The sequence below is a fragment of the Collinsella aerofaciens genome (genome assembly GCF_018785265.1).
Classification (GTDB): Bacteria; Actinomycetota; Coriobacteriia; order Coriobacteriales; family Coriobacteriaceae; genus Collinsella; species Collinsella aerofaciens_AI.
Genome location: NZ_WQPK01000047.1, coordinates 17,418 through 35,150, shown reverse-complemented (window position 1 = coordinate 35,150; position 17,733 = coordinate 17,418). Strand labels below are relative to the sequence as shown.

Here is a 17,733-nt window from a genome sequence, read left to right as displayed (position 1 = left end):
GCCACGGCTACAGCAGTACCATCGCAGCCTAGTGCTCCTCGCCGGCGCGGGCCAGGTCGTAGGGCGTGGTCTGGTAGACGTAGTAGTTGAGCCAGTTGGTGTAGAACAGCTGAGCTTGGCTGCGCCAGACGTTGCGCGGATCGACGGAGGGGTCGTCGCCCGGGAAGTAATGCGCCGGCACCTGAGGGTTGAGGCCGCGCTTCACGTCGCGCTCGTACTCCAGGCGCAGCGTGTCGGTATCGTACTCGGGGTGACCAAAGACAAAGAAGCGACGGCTGTCGGTCGACTTGACGATGTACAGGCCCACCTCGTCGGACACGGCCACGACCTCAAGCTGCGGCTCGGCCTCCACGTCCTCGCGGCGCACGTCGGTGTTGCGCGAATGTACGGCATAGAAGCGGTCGTCAAAGCCGCGGACCAGCGGGCTTTGCGGCTTCACCAGATAATGCTCGAACACGCCGCTCGCCTTTGCCGGCAGGTCGTACTTCTGGATGCCGTAATGATGGTACAGGCCGGCCTGCGCGCCCCAACAAATGTGCAGCGTAGAGTGCACGTGCGTGGTGGACCAATCCATGATCTGGCAGAGCTCGGGCCAGTAGTCGACCTCCTCGAACGGCATCTGCTCCACCGGCGCGCCCGTGATGATCAGGCCGTCGTAGTGGATGTCGCGGATGTCGTCGAACGTGCGGTAGAACGTCTCCAGGTGGCCGGCGCTCACGTGCGTGGCCTCGTGCGTTTTCGTGCGCAGCAGGTCCACCTCCACCTGCAGCGGCGTGTTGGAGAGCTTGCGCATGATCTGCGTCTCGGTAGCGATTTTGGTGGGCATGAGGTTGAGGATGAGCACGCGCAGCGGACGGATGTCCTGGTGCAGCGCGCGGTACTCGGTCATGACAAAGATGTTCTCGCTCTCGAGCTGCGCGGCGGCAGGGAGGGCGTCGGGGATGCGAATGGGCATGAATGCTCCTTACGAGTCAGTTGCAGTTATGGTACAACGACCGGCCCCATCCGCGCGAGTACATCGCCCGGCGATGCCGTCAGCGGCCCAAATCACTCCAAAAGTAGAGATTAAGGCATGCCCAAAAATCTATGGCGCTTTAGCCTAGCAAAGTGGCAGCAGGACGCTACAATGGTTCGACGCGAAAAACTCGGCCGAAAGGATACATATATGTACCAAACGCGTAAGATCGGTGTGGTCGGCCAGGGCCACGTAGGAGCACATGTTGCCAACAGTCTGCTCATGCAGGGCATTGCCGATGAGCTGTACCTGTGCGATATCAACGAGGCCAAGGTGACGTCCGAGGTCCAGGACCTGCGCGACTCCCTTTCGTTTGTCCCGTACAACACCAAGATCGTCAACTGCTACGACCACTACGAGGAGCTTGCCTGCTGCGACGTCATCGTCAACGCCGCCGGCAAGGTCGCGCTGGCCGCCGGCAACCGCGACGGCGAGCTGTTCTTTACCACCGACGCCGCCCGCACCTTTGCCAAGCGCATCGTCGACGCCGGCTTTGACGGCATCTTCGTGAGCATCTCCAACCCCTGCGACGTCGTGTGCACCGAGCTGTGGCACCTGACCGGCTACGATCCCAAGAAGATCATCGGCTCGGGCTGCGGCCTGGACTCCGCCCGCCTGCGCACCGAGATCTCCAAGAAGGTCGGCGTGAGCCCCAAGTCCATCGACGCCTACATGATCGGCGAGCACGGCTTTAGCCAGTTGGCCGCCTTTAAGGCCGCAACCATCGCCGGCAAGAGCCTTAACGAGCTTCAGGCCGAGAACCCCGACAAGTACGCCTTTGACCACATGGAGGTCGAGGAGCTCGCGCGCAAGGGCGGCTACGTAACCTACCAGGGCAAACAGTGCACCGAGTACGCCGTCGCCAACTCCGCCGCGCGCGTTTGCGCCGCCGTGCTGCATAACGAGCACGCCGTGCTTTCCGCCTCCACGCTCATGACCGGCCAGTATGGCGAGGAGGGCATCTTCACCTCCCTGCCGTGCGTGATCGGTGCCGAGGGCGTCGAGGAGGTCTACACGCTGGACCTGTCCGAGCACGAGCTCGAGGGCTTCCACAAGAGCTGCCAGCACATCCGCGACAACATCGCCCAGCTCGACTGGTGGGACGCCGAGGCCTACGACGCAAAGTAGGCCGCTGGCTACCGCAACCTTGCGAATCTATGCGCGATACTAAGCGGGCCGCGCCGGAAATCCCCGGCGCGGCCCGCTTTTTGACTCACACGGCACGCTTGCGAATCGAAGGTGAATGTTCTTCGACAGATGGAACAGGGCGCTTTAATCCTCAAACCACGCGATTGCGCGAATGGGCGAGCCGTCGCAATCCTCGATTTTGAGCGGTGCGCAGCTAAACCAGAACAGATCGTCGCCGCAACAGTCCAAGTCCTTAAGATTCTCGATGTTGACGATATCGCATGCGCGGAACAACTTCTTGTGGCGCGTCAGGTTTTCGTCCGCGATGGGGTCGAGTCCAATTACATCAAAGCCGATGCCCTTGTAGCCGCCGTCGATGATCAGGTCCAACACCTCATCGTCCACGCAAGGATAGTCGCCAAAGTACGCCTCGGTTCCCCAACGCTTATCCCAACCCAAGTTGAACAGCAAAAACTCGGCTTGGGTCACCTTATCGCCATAGGGACGGAGCTGCTCCACAGTAATGGCCTCACCCTCGGCGAGCATGCGGCAATCGACAACCAATGCCCTGCCTATAAACTGGCTTGCCGGAAACGCATCGAGCGTCTTGCGGTCGGCAAACAGATGCGCCGGTGGATCCATATGCGTCCCCGTATGGGTGTACATCTGCATGAGCGTCTCTTTAAATCCGTCGTGCTCGTAGGTGCTCGCCGGCAGCAGCTTGGGTGTATCGGCTCCGGGAAATACCGGCATGTCTTCCCTAATAGTGTGAGTCAAATCAAGCACGCGCATGTTCAATCCCCATTTCTTTCTTGGCAAAGCAAAACGGGGCCCGCACTTGGCGGAAGCCCCGTCGTGAGAGGTTATTCCCGGTACCTAGTACTGCTCGATGCCCATGTAGCGACGAACCTCGGGGCTGTGGTCAAACACCTTGCCGCGGGCAGCACGCAGCTCGCAGCTCATCGCGTAGAAGAAGATCGGCTCCAGGTACGAACGCACGCTGGCAGGCACTTCACCCACGCCGTACTCGAGCGCATCGAGCACCATGACGGTATCGGTGTGCGTGTTGAGGAACGCAAGAGCGCGCTCCTCCATGGGGCGGCACTCGCCCGATCCGAGCTGCACAAAGTAGAACACGCCGGGCTCGGTGGCTTCGAACGGGCCATGGAAGTACTCGCCGGAGTGGATGTAGCAGCAGTGCTGCCACTGCATCTCCATGAGCGAGCAGATCGCCATGGCATAGGTCTGGCTAAAGTTGGGGCCGGAGCCCAGGATATAGAAGAACTTGTGCTGCTGGCAGAGCTCGGCAAAGCGGGCGCCCAGCTCGGCGTTGACCTTCTCACGGGCGGCGGGCAGCAGCGCATCCATCTGCTTGAGGCCCTCATACATGTCGGCGAGCGACTCGTAGCCTTCCTGCTGGTCGAGCAACTCGGCGGCGATCAGAGCGCCGATGCCCTGCGGCACCTCAGCCTGCGACACGCCCTCGCCCCACGGATAGACCCAGGTGGTCCACTTGCCGTTGTCGATCTTGGAGCCCTCGCAGTCGGTAAGGGCAATGACCTCGGCGCCGGCAGCCAACGCCATCTCGCAGCCGTCGACGACCTCCTGCGTGTTGCCGCTGTGGCTGCAGGCGATGACGAGCGACTTCTCGCCAAGACTCTTGGGGGCCATCAGGCAAAACTCGCGTGCCGTGTAGACCGTCGAGGTAAACGTGGTGGCCTCGCGCTTGAGCAGTTCGTTAGCCGGCATGAGGTCGATCATCGAACCGCCGCAGGCAATCCAAAAGACGTTCTCGACCTTGCCCTTGCGCTCGATAATTTCCTGAACCAGATCGTGTGCGTTCATGCTGATGCTCCTCCTTGCGTGGCGGCTTTTGGCGACGGCTGCTCGTACCTGCTGTCGTTCTATGTTGTTCTATATATACCACGCAAGCAGCCACGGTGGAAGCCATTGCAGTAAATTTGTTCCATGTTGTTCTATTCGTGAACGTTAGATGTCGAACACGTAGCGCGAGCCCACGATCTTTTGACGACCGAGCAGCAGGGGCCGCTCGTCCTCATCGGTAAAGTACGCCTCCATATAAAAGAGCGGCTCGCCGACCGGCACCTCCAACAACGGGGCCACCTGAGCATCGGCAAGCGCAATCTCCACGGTACAGGGGTCGGACTTGAGCGGCACGTGGCCCGAGTGCTCGGCAACGAGCGCAAAGATGGAATTGTCCGCGAGGTCTTCGTCGCGCATCGTTTGTAGATACGGGTGGTCGGCAAGCACAAAGGCGTTGTTCTCGAGCATGACGGGGATGCCGTCGGCCGTGCGCACGCGCTCGACCACGATAAGCTCGCAGCCGGGCTCCACGCCAAAGAACGCCGCATCCTCGTGCGTCGCCGCGACCACCGTGCGCGACACCAGACGCGCACCCGGCACCATGTCGTTGGCAGCACAACCCTCAGTAAAGCTCTGGACGTCACCCTTCTGGCGAATCTTGCGCTTGAGCTTGGGGGCGCACACAAACGTGCCCCTCCCCTGCTGGCGGTTGAGATACCCCGCGCGCGACAGCTCCTCGATGGCACGGCGCACGGTGATGCGCCCCACGCCGTAGGACTTCGCGAGCTCCATCTCGGCAGGGATGCGCGAGCCGGCGGGGTACACGCCGCGCGCGATCTCGCCCTTTAGGTCGTCCATGACCTGCTGGTACAGCGGCACGGCGGGCACGTCAGTGCGGTCGGTTTTATCGTCGAATGCCATCGTTACACTCCATCCCGCGCATGCTCGGACTCAAATTCTTCAATCGCCGCCATAAACTGCTCGCCAAAGGCGTCGGCTTTTTTCTCGCCAATGCCGTTGACCTGGATCAGCTCCTCGCGCGTCTGCGGACGCAGGCGGCACAGGCCGCGCAGGGCCTTGTCGGAAAAGACCATATACGGCGCCATCTCCAGCTCGGTCGAGATCTCCTTGCGGAGGGCACGCAGGCGCTCGAACAGCTCGGCATCGTCGCCAACGCGCGGGCGCTGATCCAGCTCGGCCTCCTCGCGCAGCAGATCGACGGCGCGGCGGGCGCGGGCCGAGGCCTTGCGCTTGGACGCGCGACGCTTAACGGTAAAGGCGAACGCCTCGTCCTCGACCTCGCCGGCACGCGGACCCAGTCCCACGACCGGGTACTGCCCCTGCGAGGTGGCCAGATAACCGCGGCCGCACAGCTGGCCGATGATGTCCTTGATGCGCCCGACCGATTCGCTCGACAGCTCACCGTAGCCGCGGTCCTCGTCCAGATGCATCTGGCGAATGCGCTCGGTGTTGCCGCCATGGAGCACGTCGGCGACCAGCGATTTGCCAAAGCGCATGGGGCGCGTGGCCACATAGCGCACGGCGGCGCGGGCCATATCGGTGACGTCCTCGACCTCGAACTGCGTGAGGCAGTTGCTACAGTTGCCGCAGCCCTCGGCGTCGTCTGTGGTGCCGCCCGCAGCAGCCGCAACCGCATGCTCGGCCGCGGCTTCGTCGCCAAAGTAGCGCAGCATGTATTCGCGCAGGCAGCCGGTGGTATTGCAGTAGCCCTCCATCTGGCTGAGCAGGCGATAACGGTTCTGGAGCGCCCACGCGCGCTGCTCGTCGTCAAGCGCCTCGTCGGCCGCATCGCCGCGGTCGATCAAAAAGCGCCGCATGCGGAAATCGTTACCGTTCCACAGCAGATGGCAGCTGGCCGGGTCGCCATCTCGGCCGGCGCGACCCGCCTCTTGGTAGTAGGCCTCGATGCTCTCGGGCACGTTGTTGTGAATCACGTAACGCACGTTGGGCTTGTCGATGCCCATGCCAAAGGCGTTGGTGGCAACCATCACCTGGATGTCGTCGTCGATAAAGGCACGCTGGCTCTGGCGGCGGGCGTCGTTGCCCATGCCGGCATGGTAGCGCCCCACACGAATGCCGCTGGGGCCCAGTGCCTCGACAAGCTCCGCGGCCAGCGCATCGACCGTCTTGCGGGTCGAGCAATACACGATGCCGCTCTCGCTCGAATGCGCGATCACATAGTCGCGCACCCACGCGGTCTTGGCCTTGTCTCCCATCTCCTCGCAACCAAAGTAGAGGTTCTTGCGATCAAAACCCGTCACCACGGTCGCGGGGTTTTGCAGGCCGAGCATCTGCTGAATGTCCGCACGCACGCGCTCGGTCGCCGTAGCGGTAAAGGCCGCCACGATAGGGCGCTGCGGCAGGGAATCGATGAACTCGCGAATCTGCAGATAGGCGGGGCGGAAATCCTGGCCCCATTGGCTCACGCAGTGGGCCTCGTCAATGGCCACGAGCGGCACGCCGATGCCGCCGTCCGCCGCGGCCTCCTGCGCAAAGGCTATAAAACGCGGCTCGAGCAGGCGCTCGGGCGCCACGTACATAAGCTGATAGCGGCCCTCGCGCGCCCGCTTGAGCACGGTGTTTTGCTGGGCCGGAGTAAGGCTGGAGTTGAGATAGCTGGGTCGCGCACCCGCCGCGAGCAACGCACGGGTCTGGTCCTCCATAAGCGACAGCAGCGGACTCACCACAAAGGTGATGCCGGGCAGCATGAGCGCGGGCACCTGGTAGCAAATGGACTTGCCGGCGCCCGTGGGCATAACACCCAGCGCATCGCGACCGGCAAGGATCGCATCGACCATGCGGTCCTGTCCCGGGCGAAACGAGGTGTAGCCAAAATAGGCGCCGAGCGTGTCGAGCGCCATCTGCTGCATGCTATCGGTCATGGTTTCCTAACGTCCAAGTCATCTGCCGCCGATTATACGCCGCCACGCGGACAGCAGCACACGGCCGCCGCCCAGACTAGTCGTTTAAGAGCGTCCCCAATGACTAAGGAGTGTCCCCAGGTGCCGACAGAAAAGGAACGTCCCCAAGTGCCGCATCCGGGCCATGGCAACGCCGATGTTTTGGCAACGACAGCGAAAGCCCGCCAGAGCGAGCAAGGTGCCTTGAAACAAGGCGGCATTGACCTTCTGGTCATGCCGCCGAAGTTGAAAGGCAGATTGCCGCTCTGGCGGGCTTGCAGCGTCGACCGATCCGCCGTTCGTTAGAACGGCGGAACCAACCCTACATCACCATAACGTAGCGCGATCCCACGTAGTACTGCTTACCCATCAGGACCGGCTCATCGTTGGGACCGGTAAAGCCGGCACGCAGATTGAGCAGCGGATCGTGCGGAGCAATGCCCAACTCGGCCGCCTGCTCGGTATTGGCACGAACGGCCTCGACCGTGCGGTAGCCAACCGAGACAATCGGCGTTCCGCCAACACGCTCGACCTCGGCAAAAATCGACTTGTCCTCAAGATCGGCCGTCAACAGCTCACGGTAGGCGTCAAACGGCACAAAGATGTTCTCCTCAAAGATGGGCTCGCCGTCGGCCGTACGCACGCGCTTGATATGCAGCAGCAGCGCATCCTTCTGCAGGCCAAAGAACTCCATCTCGTTTTGGCGCGCCGGCACAATCTGGCGATCGATCACGTGCGCACCGGCCTTCATGCCATTGCCGGCACACAGCGCGGTAAACGTCTGCAACGTCGAGGCGTGAAACTGGCGATTGATGTGCGGCGTGGAGACAAAGGTGCCACGGCCCTGCTGCTTAACCAGGTAGCCATCGGAGCACAGCTCCTCGACGGCGCGGCGCACCGTAATGCGGCTCACGTCGTACTGCTCGGCTAGCTCAAGCTCGGACGGAATACGCTCCTTGGGTGCATAAACACCTTTCTCGATCGCATCCTTGATTTCGTCGTAAATCTGCTGGTAAAGCGGTGCATTTTTGGGCGCAGGCATATCTAATCACTCTTATCGAAATATCGAAATAACTAATACGTATATAACGTCTAGTTTCATGTTATCTCATATTGATAAAACGATATACCCTCCCTACCAAAAAGCGACAGCTTCATTTTGGTAGGTTTTATCTGGGCAAACGAGAGCCCCCCGAAAGCAACGGGGCTTTTGAGGGGCTCATTCGGAAGGGTTGCGCCAGGCCGGCAAAAAACCAAAACCCTACTTGCCGTCGTCCTGCTGCAGGCTGTCCTGCTCGCTGAGGCGCGCCTGCCTGCTGGCCATACGTGCGGGCTTGTCGGGATCGGGTACGGCCGTGGGCATGGGTTCGTCGACATGACCACCCCACCAGCCGCCCACAAAGTTGAGCGTGTGGAACACGTTGATCACGGCGCCGGGATCAATGTCGCACACCAGCTTGATAATGTCCTGACTCTCGTAGGTCGAGACAACGGCATGCAGCAGGTACATCTTTTCGCGGCTGTATCCGCCGATGACCTCGGCGCAGCTAATGCCGTGCTGAAAATGGTCAACATAGGCGGCCATGACCTCGTTTGCCTTGCGCGTCGTGATCTGCAGCGTCACGCGGTCGTAGCGACGATAGAAACTGTCGATGGTCTTGGTCGAAATAAACTGGAACACGATGGAGTACGCCGCCTTGTCCCAGCCAAACATAAAGCCAAAGATCGCCAGGATAAAACAGTTAAAACCAAAGATGACGCCCCATATGGTCTTGCCCGTGTGGTTGGAGACCCACAGCGCGATAAAGTCGGTGCCGCCGGTGGATGCGCCGGACTTTAGCGCGATGGCAGCACCCAGACCCGAGACCACGCCGCCAAAAATGATGAGCATGATCTTGTCGCCCAAAAACGGGGAAAAGTGAAAGATGTTGAGGAACAGCGACGAGAGCACGACCTGCATCATCGAGAAGATGACGAAGCGCTTGCTAATGCCGCTCCAGCATAGGAGCGCCACAGGGATGTTGAGCGCGAGCATACCGAGCGAGATGTCGATGTGAACGCCGCCCAGCGAGGTAACGCGATCGAGCAGGACCGCGACGCCGGTAAGACCGCTCGGAAGCAGGTCGGCGGGCTGAATGAACGCCTGGATTAGGAATGTCTGGAGAACGGCGGAAATGGTGACTGCCACAGCGGTGATGGCGCGGCGGACGATGGTGAGACGGCCGAGCACGAGCACGCGATCCGTGAGTTGATCGATGGCGTTCGCCACGCAGGCTCCTTTCGAAGGCAGATGTAGTTGTGGGGCATGTCCGCGATTGTAGCATGGAGCGTGCGGGAGCGCTTCAATTCACCCTCTCTCGACGACCAAAACGGGACCAGCAACCCCCACAACCAAAGGGCAAAATTCCAAGTGAGTAGACTTTTTACGATCTGCCGAGCACACCCAAAAATAGCCACCTCTGTGACCTGCGGTTTTACAAAGGAAGATATGTTTTGTGCTCGGCCTGCGCCAAAAAGTCTACTCAATTAGCCCGAATCGAAGCCAAACAGATCAAAATCGAAACCGAATTGAGCCAGTCCACCGCAAAAAACGTTTGAACCCGTGCTTCTTGCGGTGAATCGACGCTACAGAGCGGCCAAAATGTCGGTCAGGTTGTCGATGACGACGTCGGCGGCGGACTGGTCCAGGTTGACGCCTTCGTGCGGACGCAGTGCCAGGACGCGGGCGCCGGAGCGCTTGCCGGCCTCGATGCCCAAAGGCGAGTCCTCGATAACCAGGCACTCGGCAGGCTCCACCCCCAGCACCTCCATGGCACGCAGGTAGATCTCGGGATCGGGCTTAAACGCGCTGCACTCGTGACCGCTGATGGTGTAGTTCAGCACGTCGGCGATACCGGCAATCTCCACCAGCTCGTCAATGAGCTCGCGATAGGACGAGCTTGCGATGGCGCACTTCACGCCGCGCTCGTGCAGCTCACGCATCACCGGCTCCGTCTGCTCGTTGAGCAGCTCAGCATACGGAACGGGGTGGACCGGGCTGTAGACCTGCTTGTACTCCACGCGCAGACGCTCGCGCAGCTCAACATCGTCGGGCACCAGCGCCTCCCAAATGGCGGGCTCGTTAGACCCCGAAAGATCGGGAATCTCGTCAAAGTGGAACCCCTTCTCTTCCATAAACGCCACGCGGCGACGGTTGTAGAACCACTCGGTATCGACCAGCACGCCGTCCATGTCAAACAGCACTGCCTTGATCATACGCATCTCCTCCCACCTGCCAAAAAGGGACAGGTTTATTTTGGTAGGCTTTATCTGGGGTTTTATGGGGCGACGAACACGCCCTCCCCAGAGCAAAAAAGGGGACGGGGCGCAAACCCCATCCCCTCTCAATCAACCCGTAAGGTCTACTTACTTGTGATTAGTAGGAAAGCTTCCACATGTAGCGACGCATGGTCAGCGGGTGCTGACGGGCCTCGGCGATCTGGTTGCCGTACTCACGCATAACGGCGAGGTGCAGCAGCGGGTTGAAGTAGGTGATGACGCTCGCGGGCACGGCGTCAGCCAGGCCGTAGTCCTTGGAGTCGATCAGAGCGACCTTGGCGCCCATGCGCTCAAGGAAGGTGAGGGCGCGGGCGTCCATCGGACGGGTGGCGCCATCGGACATGAAGAAGACGTAGGGCTTACCCTCGGTGGAAACCTCGAACGGGCCGTGGAAGTACTCGCCGGTGTTGTAGGCGGCGGCGTCGATCCACTGCATCTCGGTGAACAGGAAGGCGGCGTGAGAATAAGCCATCTTCTCGGAGGCACCGGAAGCCATGAAGTAGATCATCTTGTCGTCCTTGAAGTCCTCGGCGAACTTCTTGGCGAGCTTCTTGCAGTGCTGAGCGGCGTTCTCGCAGAGATCGAAGATGTTGGTGAGGCCGGTGATCATGTCCTCGTAGTGGTCATAGCCCTCGGTCTGCTGAAGGATCTCGAGAGCAAGAGCGATAGCATAGCCGGGCTTCTCGCACTTGGCAGCGTAGTTGGCGTGGAAGCCGTGAACGATGACGTGGTCGGCGTCGACGGTCAGAGCGGAGCCAGCCTTGTTGGTGAGGGAGACGACCGGGCAGTTGTGCTTCTTGGCGGTCTTGTTGGCCTCGACGGTCTCGGGCGTGGAGCCACCGAGGGAGCAGGTGATCACGAAGGTGTGCTCGTTGACCCAGGAGGGCGTGTCGTAGTTGAACTCGTTAGCGGTGAAGATCTGAACGTTCAGCTTGTCCGTGTTGTTGGCCAGGAAGTACTTGGCGGGGTACAGGTCGGACATGGAAGCGCCGCAGCCGACGAAGGCGACGCTGTGGATCTCGTGGTTGGACAGGACGTCAGCGACGATCTGCTTAGGGAGGTTAAGGTCGATCTCGTACATCTGACACATTCCTTTCGATTTTTGCGGCGCCACATTGCCGGGCGCTCGCAGGGTTACCATGGTTTGGACCGAGTCGCCGGCCCGTTGAGGATGTGACAAAGGGACTGCCCTTTGTCACGTATAGGGATGGAAGCCTGCCTGGGGTATGGGATGCCAGGCAGGCCCCCGGGGGAAAGCGGTTAGACGCTTGGTCGCGACTAGGCCAGGATGCCGGCCGCGGAGAGGGCGATGCCGCCCACGATGGCGATCACGAGAAGCCAACCGGTGTTGACGTTCTTCTTGATGAGCCAGTACATAAGGCCGGTGAGGCCAAGGGAGATCATCTGGGGCATCATGCCGTCCAGGATGTCCTGGATAACGACGGTGCCCTCAGCGAACTGCAGCGGGGTAGTGGCGCCGATCAGCGTAGCGATCATGCCGCCCACGGACATAAGACCCACGATGCCGCAGACATACATGAGCTTCTCCATGAGGTCGCCGCCCTGGAGCTTGCTCAGGTACTCGTGGCCGCCCTGATAGCCCATCTTGGCTGCGAACCAAGTGATCAGCACAGAGGGGACGATGGAGATGAGCATGGCCAGGATCGGGCCCATGATGGAGCCCTGCTGAGCCAGCTGAACGCCCAGGCCAAAGGCGATAACGCGGATGGTGCCCTGGAAGAAGGAGTCACCGATGCCGGAAAGCGGACCCATGAGGGAGGTCTTGACCGCGTTGATCGAATCGGGATCGAAGTTCTCGGGATCCTTGGCGTACTCCTCCTCCATGGAGGCGGCGAGGCCCAGGATGAAAGCGCTCGTCTGCGGGGTGCAGTTGTAGAACGCCATGTGACGGTGGTAAGCCTCTTTCTTAGCAGCGAGCTGCTTGGGGTCGGACTCATCCGGATAGAGGCGATCAAGCGTGGGAACCATGCCGTAGAGGAAGCCCATGTTCATCTGACGCTCGTAGTTCCAAGAGGCCTGGATGGCCCAGGAGCGCCAGAAGAACTGGCTGACCTTCTTGTTCAGGGACACGTCCTTGGTTGCGGTTGCCATAGTGTGTTCCTCCTTAGTCTTCGTCGTCTTCGAGCGGATCGTAGTCGGAATCGACACCGGCGGCTGCATGGGAACCGTTGAACTTGAAGCCCATGAAGACGACAGCCAGGCACACACCGATCAGAGCGACCGCGATGACGGACAGGTTGAGGTAAGCGGCGAGCAGGAAACCGATGAACAGGAACGGAGTCATACCCTTCTTGATCATCATGGTGAGCAGCAGGGCCAAGCCGTAGGCGGTCATGATCTTGGTCGAAACGTTAAGACCAGTGGACAGCCACTCGGGAACCATGTTGACGATGGCCTGAACCAGGTCGGTGCCAACAAAGACGGCGAGGAAGATCGGCAGGAAGTACATGATGGCGTACAGACCGGAGCCGGCGCAGATGTGCATACGGTAGGCGGTCTTGAACTTTCCGTTATCGATCGCGCTATCTGCCACATGAGTGAGGGCGGCGATGATGGAACGGAACACGATGCCGAGGAGCTGACCCAGGACGGCGACCGGGATGGCGATCGTCATGGCGGTCTCGGCGGAAGCATCGGTCAGGCACGCAAAGGCAGCGGCCACGATGCCGCCCAGGACCATATCGGGCGGAACGGCGGCGCCGACCTGCACCAGGCCCATGGACACGAGCTCGACGGCGGCACCGACGGCAAGACCGGTGGGCACATCGCCCAGCAGCAGACCGACGAGCGTAGCGCCAACGAGAGGCTGCTCGAAGTTAAGACGACCGAGCAGGCGGGAGTCCCACATGCAGAACACGCCGACGAGGCCGACGAGCACCGCACTGATGAACGTATTCATACCCTTCTCCTTTCAGTCAGGCAAAAGCCTGGTTGATTACAGCTTGGCGTCGATGTCGACGCTCTGATACGTAGGGGTCTGCTGGACGTAGAGCTTAATGCCCATGTCGAGCAGCTGGTTGACGTCGGCCTTCTGGTTGGCGTCGAGGAAGACGGAGCTGTCCTTGCCTCCGACCTGATCGGCACCGTCGTGGTTGGCGGTGGCGCCCAGGTTGATGGCATCGAGCTTGTAGCCCTGGCAGAACTGCAGCATCTCGGCCGTGTTGCCAAAGACGAACATGACGCGCTCGCCGAGGGTGTTGAGCTTGTCCATCTTGGCGAGGGCACGCTCGACGGTGAAGACGTTCAGGCGCACGCCCTGGGGCTTGGCCAGCTTAAGAGCGCCCTTCTTGATATCATCGTTGGCGGCAGCGTTGTCGACAACGATGATGCGCTCGGCCTGAACCTTGGTGGTCCAGGTAAAGACAACCTGGCCGTGCAGCAGACGGTAGTCAAGACGTGCGAGGACGATCTTGGCGGGACCGGAGCTGTGACGGGGCGCCTTGGCCTTCTTGGCGGGAGCCGCGGCAGCCTCGACCGGTGCGTTGGGGTTGGTCAGACCGGTACGGGCCTCGTTGATGAGGGCCGCGAGCTCGGCGCCCTTGACGGGGACGGGGCTCATAGCGAGCGTCAGTGCCAGCGGGATGTTGAAACCGCTGACAACCGTGAACTTCGTGCCGTTCTTGGAAAGCTCGACCATGCTGTTGTTGACCGAGCTGCCGAGCATATCGGTCAGCACATAGACGGTGTCGTCCGCGTTGAACGTGGCGATCATGGCGTCCACCTTATTGGTGATGGGCTCCTTGTCGTCACGAGCAAGCGACACGACGTGGACGTTCGACACGTCGCCGAGAACCATCTCGAGCGTGTCTTTGGCGCCTGCGGCCAGGCCGCCATGAGATGCGAGAATGATCTGATTCATCTTGCCTCCTCCTTTTCGTTATGGTCATTATAACGTCTTATACGTTGCTTATATTGCTAATTAGTATAAAGACCGTTCGCGGGTGAAAATCGACCGTTGACGGGTTTAACGCAATCGAAACGTTGGTGCAGGGTAGGTCGGCGCTGTCTTGGCGACGCCCGATCAGACGCCTCGCCAATCCCCTATCGCACGAAGTACCAGGGGCTTTCCTGCACGGTGGGCTCCAGCGCGATGCCAGTGCGTTCCTTAAACAGATCCATGTCCTGCGATTTCTCCGTCCACCACGCGTTGGGCTTAAAGGTCATGCTCTCAACGACATGACCGACAAATACACTGTTGCGCAGCTTGGAGAAGTCGGTGTTCATGATCAGGATGGACGCGAGCACCAGCACAATGCCCAGAACCTTGATCGCGCCGGCGGGCTCGGCATAGACACCAATGCCCACCAGTACGGTGACGACCGTCTCGAAAGACATTACGACGGGAACTTTCGATGTCTCGAGCCCCATGGACAGACCCTGCATATATAAGATGTAAGCCACGGCTGTGGGGATGAGTCCAAAGCCAAAGAACAGCAGCAGCAGCTGTGGCGACATGGCCGCGGCGACATCCGGCCACGGAGCCGCGATAGCCGCCATAACCGCACCGCCAAAAACAAAACCCCAAAACGTGACAGCCAGCGGGTGGACCGTCTTGGTTGCTATTCGGCTAAACACCGCGAGCGACGCACCACAAAAGCCCGCAATCACGCCCGACGTGACGCCCCAAACCGAAAAATGAAAACCGGAAAGGTCGCCATTGGTCACTGCAAGCACGCAGCCAACGATGTTGAAGACAATGGCAACGAGCTTGTTGGGAGTCACGTCCTCGCGATAAAGCACGCGACCGAGCACGACGCCAAACACCGGCGAGGTATAGAGCAGCACCGAGGCCGTGGACATGCCCACCTCGCCCATGCACTCGTAATAGCAGGTGTTGGCGGCGGCCAAACCGATGATACCGACAAGCGCGCAGGGAACAAGCTCTTTAGGGCTTGCCTTGAACAGGGCCAGCGGACCCTGAGCCACGGTAGACCCCTCACCCGGACGGCAGCCCATAAACATCAGGACCGGCGCCAAGATAAGCGCTCCGACCAACAAGCGAAAGGCAGCCATGCTCTGGGACGAAACGCCCATGGCCGAGATGCCGTTTACAAAGATTCCGATGCTGCCCCACATAAGCGCGGCGACCAGCACCAGCACATAGCCCAGATTGCTTTTCTTCAACGCAGCCTCCTCGGTATTGTTTCCAATATGTTTCACACTACGTTATAGTCGTTATATACATTTTTCAAGACACAAATCGGTGAGCGGGAAAATCCGCTCGCCCACACACTCATTGGGTACTCATTGGGGACGTACTTAAATGAGTAGTCGTTGGGGACGTTCTTGGATGACTAGTCATTTAAGAACGTCCCCAACGACTAGGACTGTCCCCAACTGCCGGCAGAATAGGAACGTTCCCAACGTCTAAGGCGCCGCTGGTTGAGCATAAGTCAGCGAGCGGGCCGCATTTGAGGCAAGGTGACGTGAAACGAAAGGGCGCTGACCTTCTGGTCGCGCCCTTGAAGTTGAACGTCAGATTGCCCAAATGCGGACCGCGCAGCGTCGAGCCGTTACGCGGTTTGGTAAAACCGCGTAACTAATACTCAAGCTTCCACATGTAGCGGCGCGTCATATAGTCCTTGTGGGTGACGGCAGAAAGCGCACGCATGTAGACGTTGTTGAGGATCGGGGCAAAGATCAGGTGGTTGAAGTACTCGCTCACGCTGTCCTTGATGTCGTTGAGGCCGAGCTCCTTGGCGTCGAGCTGATAGACGCGCTCGCCACCGTACTGGTTGACGAAGCGGATGCCGCGCTCGTCGTTGCAGCGGCTGCGGCCGACGCTGATGAGCTGGAACAGCGAGGTGCGCTTGTCCAGGATCTCGAAGGGGCCGTGGAAGAAGTCGCAGGTGTTGATGGTGCAAGAGTCGATCTGCAGCATCTCCTGCACGTTGCAGATGCTAAAGACGTAGGCGGCACCAAAGAGCGGACCCTGAGCCATGACGTTGATGCAGGGCTTGTCGGCGTTCTGCTCGGCCCACTTGGCAGCGAGCGGACGGGTGTACTCGACGGCCTTGCGATAGATGGGGTCAACCAAGTCGAAGGCGGCCATAGCGGTCTCGTACTCGGCATAGCCCTCGGTCTGCTGCGTAAGCTCCATGGCGATCATGGTCACGACGGCGGAGTTGGTGCGGCCCATGCAGGACTCGTCGACGGCCAGGCTGTCATACTGGATCTTGTAGTCGCAGACCTCGGTGAGGCCGGACTCGTCGACATAGATTGCGATGGTGCTGGCGCCGTGGTCCTTGGCGACCTGGGCGGCGACGATGGTCTCCTTGGTGCCGCGCATGGACACGACGACGGCCAGGGTGTTCTCGTTGACGTAGGCCGGGGTGGCGTGCACGAACTCGTTGCTGGTGTAGCTGGAGCTCACGACCTGCGTGGCCTCGTGCTCCATAAAGTACTGGGCAGGATAGTTGCCGCCGTTGGATCCGCCGGCGCCAATCCACACGACGCGCTTGATGCCGCCCTTGTCTGCCTTGTCAGCCAAAACCTGGGAAACGACATCCTTAACCTGTTCCTGAGTAGTCATCGTGCATCAGCCTTTCTTCTCGTTTGATGCTCATCACAGGCATACAAGTTACATACATGTTTTGGTTATGTCGACTAGTTGTATGCTATATTTGTCTTAGAAATTTTGCTGATGCGGTTTTCGATAACTGGATACCAGCGGTTTTGTTGTTGTATTGAATACATGCCTGATTAGATACGCATACAGGTTAGATACAGGTTGATCGCATGAACGCTTCATCTAAAAAGAGACTGACCCAATACGAGCGCTTGGCGGGCATGCTGCGCGACCGCATCGCCTCCGGCACCTACGCACGTGGAGACAAGCTGCCGTCCGAGATGGAACTCATAAACGAATCGGGGCTGTCGCGCAGCACCGTGCGCCATGCCCTTAAGGTACTAGCTGATGAGGGTCTGGTTCGCACCGAGCGCGGGCGCGGCGCCTTTGTGGCCGACACGCCGGCACTCCACGAGAACAATCTGGTGTTTTCGAGCTATACGGCGCAGGTCCAGGGTCAGGGCATGAAGCCCACCACGCGCACGATGGACTCGGGCTTTGCCAAGGCCGCGGGCAATGCGGCCAGGTTTTTTGATGTCGCCGTGGGCAGCAAGCTCGTCAAACTTGTCCGCCTGCGTTATCTGGACGATGCGCCACTGTGCCTGGAGACCACCTATCTACCACCGAGCTTTGAAGCACTCATCGACCGCGATATCAACGGTTCGCTCTACGCCACGCTGCGCCAAGAATTCCATCGCGCGCCGGCACAGGGGCATAAGACCTTTGAGGTGTGCTACGCCTCGCAAAACGAGGCGTTTTTGCTCAACGTCAAGCGCGGGCAGGCGCTGATCCTGATCACCGACTACGTCTACGACACCGACGGCCGCCCGCTCCATGTCTCCAAGCGCATCCAGCGCACCGACCGCGCCAAATACACCGAGCCCATCGGCTAACCAATCGAAAACCACCACAAAGGTGCCTGTCCCCATTGTGGTGGT

General features: G+C 60.1%; 17 protein-coding genes. 3 read left to right on the top strand and 14 right to left on the bottom strand.

Going from position 1 to position 17,733, the window contains the following annotated elements; all coding sequences use genetic code 11:
- Positions 1–28: 28 nt before the first annotated feature.
- On the bottom strand, positions 29–955 hold the full coding sequence (gene metA / locus GPK42_RS09045) for a homoserine O-acetyltransferase MetA (RefSeq protein WP_215694857.1): 927 nt from the start codon (positions 953–955) through the stop codon (positions 29–31).
- 210 nt (positions 956–1,165) lie between these two features.
- On the opposite strand from metA, the gene GPK42_RS09040 reads away from it, so the two are divergent.
- Positions 1,166–2,143, top strand: a complete 978-nt coding sequence (locus GPK42_RS09040; RefSeq protein ID WP_117563734.1) for an L-lactate dehydrogenase — start codon at positions 1,166–1,168, stop codon at positions 2,141–2,143.
- A gap of 144 nt (positions 2,144–2,287) precedes the next feature.
- Here GPK42_RS09040 and GPK42_RS09035 read toward each other — a convergent pair whose 3' ends face one another.
- From GPK42_RS09035 to GPK42_RS09020, 4 genes are all read right to left on the bottom strand, one after another.
- Positions 2,288–2,935, bottom strand: a complete 648-nt coding sequence (locus tag GPK42_RS09035; protein WP_055285255.1) for a cyclase family protein — start codon at positions 2,933–2,935, stop codon at positions 2,288–2,290.
- An 84-nt stretch (positions 2,936–3,019) separates the two neighbouring features.
- Positions 3,020–3,988: an SIS domain-containing protein gene (locus tag GPK42_RS09030; protein WP_215694855.1), complete on the bottom strand. Its 969-nt coding sequence runs from the start codon at positions 3,986–3,988 to the stop codon at positions 3,020–3,022.
- A gap of 144 nt (positions 3,989–4,132) precedes the next feature.
- Positions 4,133–4,888, bottom strand: coding sequence for a GntR family transcriptional regulator (locus tag GPK42_RS09025; protein WP_215694854.1), 756 nt, complete (start codon positions 4,886–4,888; stop codon positions 4,133–4,135).
- Positions 4,889–4,890: 2 nt separating this feature from the next.
- Positions 4,891–6,870, bottom strand: coding sequence for a RecQ family ATP-dependent DNA helicase (locus tag GPK42_RS09020; RefSeq protein ID WP_215694853.1), 1,980 nt, complete (start codon positions 6,868–6,870; stop codon positions 4,891–4,893).
- Between the two features lie 120 nt (positions 6,871–6,990).
- On the opposite strand from GPK42_RS09020, the gene GPK42_RS09015 reads away from it, so the two are divergent.
- On the top strand, positions 6,991–7,194 hold the full coding sequence (locus GPK42_RS09015) for a hypothetical protein (protein WP_215694852.1): 204 nt from the start codon (positions 6,991–6,993) through the stop codon (positions 7,192–7,194).
- 16 nt (positions 7,195–7,210) lie between these two features.
- Here GPK42_RS09015 and GPK42_RS09010 read toward each other — a convergent pair whose 3' ends face one another.
- From GPK42_RS09010 to GPK42_RS08970, 9 genes are all read right to left on the bottom strand, one after another.
- The gene (locus GPK42_RS09010; protein WP_215694851.1) at positions 7,211–7,930 is read right to left on the bottom strand and encodes a GntR family transcriptional regulator; all 720 of its coding nucleotides are present in this window, start codon (positions 7,928–7,930) and stop codon (positions 7,211–7,213) included.
- A gap of 219 nt (positions 7,931–8,149) precedes the next feature.
- On the bottom strand, positions 8,150–9,157 hold the full coding sequence (locus GPK42_RS09005; protein ID WP_215694850.1) for a YitT family protein: 1,008 nt from the start codon (positions 9,155–9,157) through the stop codon (positions 8,150–8,152).
- A 356-nt stretch (positions 9,158–9,513) separates the two neighbouring features.
- Positions 9,514–10,143 carry an HAD family hydrolase gene (locus tag GPK42_RS09000; protein ID WP_215694849.1) on the bottom strand — a complete coding sequence of 210 codons (630 nt, stop codon included), beginning with the start codon at positions 10,141–10,143 and terminating at the stop codon, positions 9,514–9,516.
- A gap of 160 nt (positions 10,144–10,303) precedes the next feature.
- Complete coding sequence (locus tag GPK42_RS08995; protein ID WP_226790479.1) at positions 10,304–11,287, bottom strand: SIS domain-containing protein; 984 nt, start codon at positions 11,285–11,287, stop codon at positions 10,304–10,306.
- A 197-nt stretch (positions 11,288–11,484) separates the two neighbouring features.
- Positions 11,485–12,318 carry a PTS system mannose/fructose/sorbose family transporter subunit IID gene (locus GPK42_RS08990; RefSeq protein ID WP_117848824.1) on the bottom strand — a complete coding sequence of 278 codons (834 nt, stop codon included), beginning with the start codon at positions 12,316–12,318 and terminating at the stop codon, positions 11,485–11,487.
- 13 nt (positions 12,319–12,331) lie between these two features.
- On the bottom strand, positions 12,332–13,126 hold the full coding sequence (locus GPK42_RS08985; protein ID WP_022095161.1) for a PTS mannose/fructose/sorbose/N-acetylgalactosamine transporter subunit IIC: 795 nt from the start codon (positions 13,124–13,126) through the stop codon (positions 12,332–12,334).
- 36 nt (positions 13,127–13,162) lie between these two features.
- Positions 13,163–14,086, bottom strand: coding sequence for a PTS sugar transporter subunit IIAB (locus tag GPK42_RS08980; protein WP_215694848.1), 924 nt, complete (start codon positions 14,084–14,086; stop codon positions 13,163–13,165).
- 182 nt (positions 14,087–14,268) lie between these two features.
- Positions 14,269–15,351: a DMT family transporter gene (locus tag GPK42_RS08975; RefSeq protein ID WP_215694847.1), complete on the bottom strand. Its 1,083-nt coding sequence runs from the start codon at positions 15,349–15,351 to the stop codon at positions 14,269–14,271.
- A 415-nt stretch (positions 15,352–15,766) separates the two neighbouring features.
- Positions 15,767–16,759, bottom strand: coding sequence for an SIS domain-containing protein (locus tag GPK42_RS08970; RefSeq protein WP_118226093.1), 993 nt, complete (start codon positions 16,757–16,759; stop codon positions 15,767–15,769).
- A gap of 206 nt (positions 16,760–16,965) precedes the next feature.
- On the opposite strand from GPK42_RS08970, the gene GPK42_RS08965 reads away from it, so the two are divergent.
- Complete coding sequence (locus GPK42_RS08965) at positions 16,966–17,688, top strand: GntR family transcriptional regulator (protein ID WP_215694846.1); 723 nt, start codon at positions 16,966–16,968, stop codon at positions 17,686–17,688.
- Positions 17,689–17,733: the final 45 nt, after the last annotated feature.